11 protein-coding genes and 1 pseudogene are annotated in these 9,285 nt (G+C 68.2%); 6 read left to right on the top strand and 6 right to left on the bottom strand.

What is annotated here, in order from left to right:
* The coding region (locus AB0L65_RS34835) for an Ig-like domain-containing protein (RefSeq protein ID WP_364254091.1) at positions 1-382 on the bottom strand (382 nt) is incomplete at its 3' end.
* 280 nt (positions 383-662) lie between these two features.
* Between AB0L65_RS34835 and pyrE the strand changes: the two genes are divergently transcribed.
* The 5 genes from pyrE (at position 663) to AB0L65_RS34810 (ending at position 5,133) form a co-directional block, all read left to right on the top strand.
* Entirely contained in the window at positions 663-1,187 is a 525-nt protein-coding gene (gene pyrE / locus AB0L65_RS34830) for an orotate phosphoribosyltransferase (RefSeq protein ID WP_364254088.1), read from the top strand.
* 103 nt (positions 1,188-1,290) lie between these two features.
* A complete protein-coding gene (locus AB0L65_RS34825) occupies positions 1,291-1,977 on the top strand; it encodes a hypothetical protein (protein ID WP_364254085.1) in 687 nt (228 codons plus the stop codon).
* 465 nt (positions 1,978-2,442) lie between these two features.
* The gene (locus AB0L65_RS34820) at positions 2,443-2,940 is read left to right on the top strand and encodes a hypothetical protein (RefSeq protein ID WP_364254082.1); all 498 of its coding nucleotides are present in this window, start codon (positions 2,443-2,445) and stop codon (positions 2,938-2,940) included.
* On the top strand, positions 2,937-4,205 hold the full coding sequence (locus AB0L65_RS34815) for an MFS transporter (RefSeq protein ID WP_364254080.1): 1,269 nt from the start codon (positions 2,937-2,939) through the stop codon (positions 4,203-4,205). Before AB0L65_RS34820 ends, AB0L65_RS34815 begins: the two co-directional genes overlap by 4 nt.
* Positions 4,206-4,275: 70 nt before the next feature.
* Entirely contained in the window at positions 4,276-5,133 is an 858-nt protein-coding gene (locus AB0L65_RS34810; RefSeq protein WP_364254077.1) for a class I SAM-dependent methyltransferase, read from the top strand.
* 5 nt (positions 5,134-5,138) lie between these two features.
* Here AB0L65_RS34810 and AB0L65_RS34805 read toward each other — a convergent pair whose 3' ends face one another.
* The 5 genes and pseudogenes from AB0L65_RS34805 to AB0L65_RS34785 all read right to left on the bottom strand — a co-directional run bounded on the left by AB0L65_RS34805 (position 5,139) and on the right by AB0L65_RS34785 (position 8,673).
* The gene (locus tag AB0L65_RS34805; RefSeq protein ID WP_364254074.1) at positions 5,139-5,849 is read right to left on the bottom strand and encodes a hypothetical protein; all 711 of its coding nucleotides are present in this window, start codon (positions 5,847-5,849) and stop codon (positions 5,139-5,141) included.
* Between the two features lie 106 nt (positions 5,850-5,955).
* Positions 5,956-7,359, bottom strand: coding sequence for a xylulokinase (gene xylB, locus AB0L65_RS34800; protein WP_364254071.1), 1,404 nt, complete (start codon positions 7,357-7,359; stop codon positions 5,956-5,958).
* A 125-nt stretch (positions 7,360-7,484) separates the two neighbouring features.
* Positions 7,485-7,945: pseudogene (locus AB0L65_RS34795) on the bottom strand (xylose isomerase); the annotation flags it as partial.
* Positions 7,946-7,974: 29 nt separating this feature from the next.
* Complete coding sequence (locus tag AB0L65_RS34790) at positions 7,975-8,163, bottom strand: hypothetical protein (protein WP_350732537.1); 189 nt, start codon at positions 8,161-8,163, stop codon at positions 7,975-7,977.
* 60 nt (positions 8,164-8,223) lie between these two features.
* On the bottom strand, positions 8,224-8,673 hold the full coding sequence (locus tag AB0L65_RS34785) for a MarR family transcriptional regulator (protein WP_364254068.1): 450 nt from the start codon (positions 8,671-8,673) through the stop codon (positions 8,224-8,226).
* A 62-nt stretch (positions 8,674-8,735) separates the two neighbouring features.
* Between AB0L65_RS34785 and AB0L65_RS34780 the strand changes: the two genes are divergently transcribed.
* Entirely contained in the window at positions 8,736-9,245 is a 510-nt protein-coding gene (locus AB0L65_RS34780) for a VOC family protein (protein ID WP_350732540.1), read from the top strand.
* The last annotated feature ends 40 nt before the right edge of the window (positions 9,246-9,285 follow it).

Below are 9,285 nucleotides of genomic sequence, written 5' to 3'. Positions count from 1 at the left end.
GCGTGGTGAACGTGGCCTGCGCCGTTACGGGCTTGCCGTCCGTGCCGGTCGCCTGCGCGCTCACCGTGTACGCGGTCGAGGGCCGCAACGGCCACGTAGGGTGCCACGTCCCGTTCGCACCGAGGGCCCCGGACACTTCATGCCCCTTGGCGTCGGCGACGGTCAGCTTGGTGACCTTGCCGTCGGTGACCTTGACGCTGACCCCGGCGTCCGGGGCCACCTTCTTCGTGCCGTTCGCGGGGGTGATCGACAGCTTGGCTGCGAGGGCCCGCTCCTGCGGGCCGGCGGGCGGTGGTGGGTTCGAGCCACCCGAGGTGCAGCCTGCGGTCAGCAGCAGCGTAGCCGTGAACGTGCTGACGAGTATGGTTCGGCCGTTCCGCATCGTCGATGCCTCCAATCCCCGACAAATAGGCATCTTTCGGACAAGACGGCCTATTAGCGATACGGAGAGCTATATGCCCATAACTGTTGGTAACAATGCAAAAGTGCCTTGATCGATGCGGCAGGTCGCGAGGTAGGCGTATCCAGAGGGTGTCTGCGAGATCGAGGAGTGGGACTTCGGGACGTGGCACCCGCCCACCATGAGGTGAGGCTGTTCTTGCTTCTCGGCTGTGTGGGCGGGCTTGAGCGTGTCCGCCATGCCTCTGGGAGACTGGGTGCCTGTGACGCGCTCTGACCTGGCTCGCAGGATTCATGCCGCCGCCCACCTCACCGGCCACTTCGTGCTTCGGTCAGGACGTACCGCCACCGAGTACTTCGACAAGTACAAGTTCGAGGGTGACCCCGTTCTGCTGGATGACATCGCTCGGGCGATGGCGCCCCTGGTCCCGGGGGACATCGAGGTGTTGGCCGGGCTTGAGATGGGCGGGATTCCGGTGGTCACCGCGCTTGGCCGGCACACCGGTCTGCCGTGTGCGTTCGTTCGTAAGCAGGCCAAGACGTACGGGACCTGTCGTCTGGCCGAGGGGGCGGATGTGGTGGGGCGGCGGGTTCTCGTGGTTGAGGACGTTGTCACCAGCGGTGGCCAGATCGTCCTGTCCAGTGCTGAGCTGCGGAGCCTCGGGGCCCAGGTCAGCGAGGCGTTGTGCGTCATCGATCGCGAACAGGGAGGTGCGGCGGTGCTGGCCGCAGAAGGCCTCAGGCTTTCGTCGTTGTTGACCGCGACCGACCTGCGCATGACGGACTGATCCGCCGGGCCCATCGACAAGGGCCTCTCTTTACGATCGTCACCCGTCCGGGCAGGTAGAACAAGACTGTTTCTTTGGTCGGTGTCGTCGCCATGCTGTAACCGTGAACGCCACGAACAGCGAGGTCTGGGATCCGTTCGGCACCTTGCACAACGCCCTGTGGATCGGCGGGGGACAATGGGCCGGCAAATCCACCGTCGCCAGGTTGCTGGCCACCCGGTACGGGCTGACCGCCTATCACTACGACTATCACGACGCACGTGCGCACAATGACCGTCGGATCGCCCGTCGCGTGCGGCTTGGCGAGCCGATCGCGGACCCTGAGCCGGACGCCGTCTGGGTGAACACCAGCCCTCAGAGAATGGCCGACGAGATCCTGGCCGGGTTTCCCATGCGGTTCGAATGGGTTCTGGATGATCTGCGTGGCCTGGTTTCGGGGCGGCCGGTCGTCGCCGAAGGCTGGGGGCTGCGTCCCGAACTGGTCGCTCCCATCATCGACTCACCCTGGCGAATGATCGTCATGATGCCGAGCGAAGAGTTCCGCCGGCGTCAGGTTCGCGAGCTGCCCCGGGCCGCCGCCGTCGATCACCAGGTCAGCGATCCTGATCGAGCACAGCGCAACCGACTCGTCCGAGACAGACTTGTCGCCGACGAGGCCATTCGTTCCGCTCGCCGCTTGGGCATCCGGGTTCTGGAGGTGGATGGGGCCGATGATGCGGAGGCTGTGGCGGATATCGTGGCCGACCACTTCAGTTCCTATCTGCCGCTTACGAACGTCTACGGGTCTTGATTACTCGGGCCGCGGAAGAGTTCATGGAACCAATGGCGTGACCGTGCCCGTGGTGGTCTCGGTGATGCCGATGCCGGAGATCGTGGCGGCCGTCGGCTCGTAGCCGTGTACGGCATTCATCGCCTTCGGCAACTCTGCGCGGTCCAGGCCGATGGCGAGGGTGCAGTGGGGCACCCATTTGCCCGGGAGATAGTACGGCCAGTGTTTGATCTGGGTGCTCGCGGCAGCACCGTCGCCTCACGCGCGCCAAGCGGAGCACACGGGAGTGGCGCGACCGGGTGGATCGAATCGACACGACGATCGCCGCCGATCAGGACGGTTATCGCTGCCTGGCCGTCGATGGCACAGGAATGACTCCTGAGGAGACAGTGAGGTTTTCTCACTGAAGATCACTTCCAGTGGCAGTTGAGAGCGAGGGCTTTGAGACCGCCGTGGAGTTTCCGGGCGGACGGGTCGAGAAGCCCGTTGAGATCCCCAAGGACGGCAAGGAAAGCGCGCCTCGGCGATGCCCGGTTCGTCCTCGACGAGTTGGGAAGGCGCGGGTGGAATCTCGACAAGGTCGGCATGTTCGGCCACTCCTTTGGCGGCTTCACCGCCGCTGAGGCCATGCTGGACGATCAGCGGATCGACGCGGGCATGAACATGAACGGCCATCTCCTCACCAACCTCGGGGAAGTCGCGGAACGCGGCCTTGACCGCCCGGTCTTCCTGTACGGCAGGCAGGAGATCAAGCCGGGCAAGACCGTGGAGCACGCTGGCTCCAAGATGTACGCGACCGCTTCCAGAAGATGCACGCTACTGTTCCCAGCATTTGACCCCTCCACCGAAGATGGCCGCGGCGCCGGCAACGGTTCCCGGATGGCCGGCCCAATATCCTGCGCGAAGTATGGACTGGAGGTTCCGGTCGGCGGCGGAGGCCCAACACTAATGATCACCGGAGTCACCAGGGAGCCCGCAGCATGACCGGCACCACGGAGGCCCTCAGCGGGTCGGCTGCAGGCGACAATGCAGCACGAAGTGTCACGCGCCCGTTCTACGTGTACGCCGTGCTCGCCAACACGCTGTTCCAGCGCGGCGTATTCGTCCTCTTCCTTCAGCAGCGAGGCTTCTCCGCCGAGCAAGTGGCCCTACTGCAGACACTGCTCTACCTGGTCAGCGGACTTGCGGAGTTGCCGACGGGGGTCATCGCCGACCGAATCGGCAGGCGTGCCAGCATCGTGATCGGCCAGATGCTGATAGCTGGATGTCTGCTCGGCCAGGGGACGTTCTCCGACTACTGGGTGTTCCTGGCGCTGTTCATCGGACAGGGCGTGGGCATGGCATGTGTGTCCGGCTCGGACACCGCCCTGCTGTACGACCTGCTCGTGCGTCGTGGTGCAACGGCCAACTACGTCAAGATCAAGTCCCGGTTCACCATGCTCGGGACGGTCACCTCGGGAGCCGCCATCGTCCTCGGCGGCCAACTGCAGCAGATCTCCTGGGGAGTCGTCTACGTGGGTTCGGCGGCGTGCCTCGCCCTGGCCGTGGTGGTGCTGATGTCACGGGTGCCCGAGATCCGCGGCGCGGACGCGGTGGACGAGCAGGACGGAGCCGAGGGGCACGGCGACGCCACAGCATGGCGGGCGATGCTTCGGGTCGCCACGCCGGCGCTCGTGACGCTTGTCGTGGTGTCCGGATTGATGCATGCGACTTTGACGCCGTACATCATCTTTGCGCAGAAGACCCTCTCCGATCAGGGAGCGGGCACCGCATTGGTCAGCGTGGTCATATCGGCGGGATTCTTCGCCGGCGGGCTCACTCCGCTGCTGTCGGACCGCGCGGACCGGCGCATCGGGTATCGGGTCATAGTCCCGGTGTCCCTCCTGACGCTCGCCGCGGCACTCGGCCTGAGCGGCCTCGGCCTTGTCTGGGTCACCATCGCCGCGTTCCTGGCCCTGGTCGGGATTCCCGAGATCACCGCCGTGATCGTGGACAACGTGTTCAACGAGGCCGTGCCGTCGCGCCACCGGGCGAGCCTGCTGTCGATGATCGCATTCGTGGAGTCGGCGCTCATCGGCATCGGCTATCTCGTCCTCGGCGCGCTCATGGACGGGCTGGGCTCCAGTGTGGGCATGGCCACCTACGCCGCGGTCCCCCTGCTGGCATGTCTCCTGTGGCTCCCGGTGCTCTTCCGAGGGGCACGGGTGACCACCGAGATCGAGAAGCCCGCCGACCAAAAGGCATCCTGAAACAGACCATCTCGAGGACTCCGCCCTAAATGGGTCGCGGTGGCGATGGCGTGGTTCCTATCGTGTCGGCATGCCTTTCTACGCTCACTCGCTGGCCTGGCTGCTGGGGCTGGAAGGCATCGCGCTGTTGCGCGCGCAGGCCGGCGATCTGGGGGATGCGGCCTTTGTGGAGGAACGGATCGCCGAGATCCGCAAGATGGTGACCGACCCGGATCCGGAGCTGAACGCGGGCGTGGTCGTCGGCCAGGCCTCCACCGCGGAGGGGTACGCGCAGTGGGCTGAGCGATACGACGGCGAAGGAAACCCGCTGATCGCCGTGGAGGAGCCGCTGGTACGGCGCATCCTGGACACGTTGGCGGTGGGACGGGCGCTGGACGCCGCGTGCGGCACCGGCCGGCATGCCGCGTTCCTGGCCGGGCTGGGGCATGAGGTCGTCGGCGTGGACTCCTCGGCGGAGATGCTTGCCAGAGCGGAGGCCAAGGTTCCGGACGTGGAGTTCCATCGGGGGGACCTGTGTCGCCTGCCGGTCCCGTCGGCGAGTTTCGATGTGGTGGTCTGCGCGCTGGCGTTGACCCATCTGCCGGCCCTGGGGCCGCCGCTGGCCGAACTGGCCCGTGCCGTCCGCCCGGGTGGGCATGTGGTGCTGTCGGACATCCATCCGCTGTCGCTGTATCTGGGAGGCGTGCCGAGGGTGGCGGGACAGGACGGGAGCGTACGGGCCATGCCGGCCAGCCGCTTCCTGGCCAGTGACTACATCAACGCCATCCACGAGGCAGGGCTGCGGATCGTGGCCTGCCACGAACCTCGGTGGGGCGAGTTGCCCGGCGGGCACGGTGGCCCTCTCGCTCAGCGGTGGTGTTCGGAAGCGGCGGCGGTGGCCTATCAGGACACTCCCGCCTTGATCGTCTGGCATCTCCGAAGGCCCTGACCCGCTCACCAACTCAGTGCCTTCGGCCGGCCGGTCGTGGTGGGCGGCCGGTCACGGAGTATCCGGGCGCCCAGCGGGACCAGGGCCACGCAGAGCAGGCCGGTGACCAGTACGTCGGGGATGGAGGCGCCCTTCAGCACGCCCATCCACGTACCTCCTGCCAGCAGCACCATCACGGCGCGGGCGGTGCCGAAGAGGCCCGAGCGCCACGCGGCGATGGCCAGCAGCAGCGAGCCCGCGTACTGGCCGACCGAGGCCCAGACCGGTACCCGCCACGGTCCGTAGGAGATGTCCACGTACTCCTTCATGATCGCGTTCGTCGCCTGGTCCAGGCCGACGACCTCGGTGAGCTGGAAGGCGGTCTGGTCGGCGCCGGCGAAGTACAGGCGGGCGAACAGGCCGATGACCAGCAGCGTGGCGCCCCAGTGGGCGAGGTGGCCGTCCACCTGCTGGGCCAGGGCGACGAAGGCGGGGAAGAGCAGCAGCGCCCCCAGCGCGAACACCGCGTAGGAGAGGGTGAGCAGGGCGGGTGCCGACGTGTAGGCGAGGAGCTGGCCGTAGGCGGCGAAGGGCTGTGCCTCGGCCCAGGCCTGCTGCTGAGAGGTGAGGGCGGTGACCGTGCTCAGGTAACGCAGCAGGTATCCGGCGCACATGATCACCGGCCCCACGATGAGCGTCACGCCGCCGATCCATCGTCCGGGGAAGGGGGTGTTCATGGGAGCGAGCCTGGTGCCGCCGAGGTGGGCCCGTCATCGGACGATGGTCAACCGGCGCCCCTGTCGAAAGTCAGGGACGCCGGACAGGCGTCCGGAAACGAAGGGGTTAGTCGAGGATGTGGGTGGTGGCGCGGGCGTAGCGGTCGCGGATCGAGGGGACGGCGTCCCCTTCGTACGTCTCCGTCTCCTCCGACCGCCAGTCCGGCGTGGTGACCAGCGTGGCGGCCTGGTACGCGGCGCCGTTGGCGACGTACTCGGCCGGCGGCGGCACCGTGATCGGGACGCCGAAGATCGTCGGGGCGATGCGGCGGACCGCCTCGGAACGGGCCGCGCCGCCGATCAGCAGCACCCGCTCCGGCTTGGTGCCCAGCGCGTCGAGCGCGTCGGCGAGGCCGCACAGCATGCCCTCGATGGCCGCCCGCGCCAGGTGGGCGGGGGTCGAGGTGGCCAGGGTCAGCCCGTGGACGGAGCCCGTCGCGGTCGGGCGGTTGGGGGTGCGCTCACCCTCCAGGTACGGCACCAGCGTCAGCCCGTCCGCCCCCGGCGGGGCCTGGAGAGCCAGATCGCTCAGCGCGTCCAGGCTCACCCCGGCGATGCGGGCGGCGGCGTCCATGACGCGGGCGGCGTTGAGCGTGCACACCAGCGGCAGGAACCGTCCCGTCGCGTCGGCGAAGCCGGCCACCGCGCCGGTCGGGTCGGCGCTGGGCGACTCCGCGACCGCGAACACGGTGCCGGAGGTGCCCAGCGATACCACGACGTCGCCGGAACGGGCGCCCACGCCGAGCGCCGCCGCCATGTTGTCGCCCGTGCCGGGGGCGATCAGCGCCGCGCCCCCTTCGTACGCCGCCTCGTCCGGCCCCAGCACGCGGGGCAGGAGGGGGATCGAGCCGAACGCCAGCTTCAGCAGATCCGTCCGGTACGCGCCCGTCGACGGCGACCAGTAGCCCGTGCCCGAGGCGTCCCCCCGGTCCGTGGCGAGCCGGTCGAGCGGCGGCACCGGGGAGTCGGCCGAGAAGGTCCCCGAGGAGAACGCGCCGGCCAGGCGCCAGGAGAGCCAGTCGTGCGGCAGGCAGACGGCCGCCGTACGGGCCGCGTTGTCCGGCTCATGCTCGGCCAGCCAGCGCAGCTTGGTCACCGTGAACGAGGCGACCGGCACCGACCCGACGGCGGTGGCCCAGGCCTCCGGCCCGCCCAGCTCCGTGACGAGGTCGGCGGCGGCCTGTGCGGAGCGAGTGTCGTTCCACAACAGGGCATCACGTACGACATTTCCGGACTCGTCCAGGCAGACCATGCCATGCTGCTGCCCGCCCACACTGACGGCGAGCACGCCGTCCAGCCCGCCGACGTCCTCGATGGCCCGCAACAACGCGTCCCACCAGTGCGACGGATGCACCTCCGTGCCGTCGGGATGCGGCGCGCGGCCCTGCCGGACCAGCGCGCCCGTCTCAGCGTCACGAATGACGACCTTGCAACTCTGCGTCGAGGAATCGACCCCAGCGACCAGCGTCACCCACGAACTCCTAACAAGTGCTCCAGCGCAAGCTGGTTGAGATGCGTGAAATGGTATCCGCGCGCGGCGGCGACGTCCGGATCGAAGTCGTCGGAGGCGAGATCGGCCGGCGTCCCACCGCGGTTGAGCGTGGGCAGCAGGATGTCGCCGCGCGGCTCGTTCGGCTTGGGCTCGATGGCGAACCGGATGTCGTAGTCGAGCTCGCACACATAGCCGCAGAGCAGGTCGACGGCCTCCTCGTAGCGCCCGAGGGCCGCGTCGGACTCGGACCCCTCCCTGCCGCCCCAGCACACGTACGTGGTGGCGGCCAGGTCGAGGTTGCGCATGACCTTGCAGAGAGCGTATCGCCGCACGTCACGGTGGTCGCCGTGGGCACCTTGACCCCGGTTTTGGCAAGCGCTTTCCCGAAGGCCGTGATCGCCCGGTCGCGATCGGGCTGGACGGCCGGCAGGTCGTCGTCGTGGAAGGTGACGCCGTAGGCCCCGAGCTCGGCCGGTCGGTGCACGCTCTCCACCGGATCGAGCGGCTGCCGGCCGACCGTCCACAGACCGAATGGGAATCGGTCTTCAGGGGTTGGCTCGTACATGTCTCGATGCTCCCCTGGCGATCAGCTGTTCACAAGCCCGAGGGATCACGTCCCACGCTGATCTCCTCGGCGATCTTGCGGATCTCCGCCACCTCGAGGCCCGGAGCCTTGGGCAGGTGGCGCAGCAACGCCTCCATCACCACGGGCACGGGCTGGCCGGCGAACCGTCCCGCGATGCCGTGGACAGCCCTGAACAGCGCCTCATCGGTGTCGTGCATCGGCCTCTCCTTGTTCGGGTACGCGGAGAAACCTACGGCCTCGGCACGACACTTCGCTCGCTACCCCTCCAGCGTGTTCCGCACTGCGACGCAAATCTCGTCGAGCCGGTGTACCTGCTCGGGGGTCAGCACGTCGAAGAGGCTCCGCCGTACCTCCTCGACGTGTCCAGGCGCGGCGGCGGCCAGCGCGGCGAACCCGGCGTCCGTGAGCACCGCGAAGCTGCCGCGCCCGTCGTCAGGGCAGCGCTCGCGCCGGACCCACCCGCGCTCCTCCAGGCGCGCCACGGCGTGCGACAGCCGGCTCTGCGAGCTCTGCGCCCTGGCGGCCAGCTCGCTCATCCGCATCGACCGCCCGGGCGCCTCGGAGAGTGCCACGAGGATCATGTAGTACGTGTGCGGCATGCTCGCGTCCCGCTGGAGCTGGCGGTCGAGCGCCTCGTTGATGAGCTGGGTCGCCGCCAGGAAGTTCCGCCAGGTGTGCTGTTCGTCCGCATCCAGCCATCTCGTCACGGTCCCAATTTAGTTGAACTCTCATATACTTGAGACGGACTCCGCACGGAAAGGGGCACACCATGCCTGTTCAGCGACTCAACCACGCGGTCCTTTACGTCCGCGACGTGGAACGCAGTGTCGGCTTTTACCGCGAAGCCCTCGGCTTCGACGTCGTGATGGGCATGCCGGGCGCCGCCTTCCTCCAGGCCCCCGGCTCGACGAACGACCACGACCTGGGCCTGTTCCAGATCGGCCCCAAGGCGGACCCGTCCCCGGCCGGCAGCACGTCCGTGGGCCTCTACCACCTGGCGTGGGAGGTCGACACCCTCGACGAGCTGGAGCGGGTCGCGGTCAAGCTGAGCGAGCTCGGCGCGCTGGTCGGCTCGTCCGACCACGGCACGACCAAGGCGCTGTACGCGAAGGATCCCGACGGGCTGGAGTTCGAGGTGTCGTGGCTGGTGCCGGCCGCGCTGATCACCGACGAGGTCCTCGCCGCGCGCTCCAGTATCCGCCCGCTCGACCTGGCCGCCGACAAGGAGAGGTACGGCGCTCAGACCCGAGGCGGAGTAGGCGTGTCCATCCCCGTCTGACGTACCGTAGATGTGATACGACCCTTCTTTCACGGGGAAC

Origin of the sequence: Nonomuraea sp. NPDC052116 (assembly GCF_040680035.1) — a bacterium.
GTDB classification, from domain to species: domain Bacteria; phylum Actinomycetota; class Actinomycetes; order Streptosporangiales; family Streptosporangiaceae; genus Nonomuraea; species Nonomuraea angiospora_A.
The sequence above is the reverse complement of the archived record's forward strand: the minus strand, read 5'-3'. Positions and strand labels throughout refer to the sequence as shown.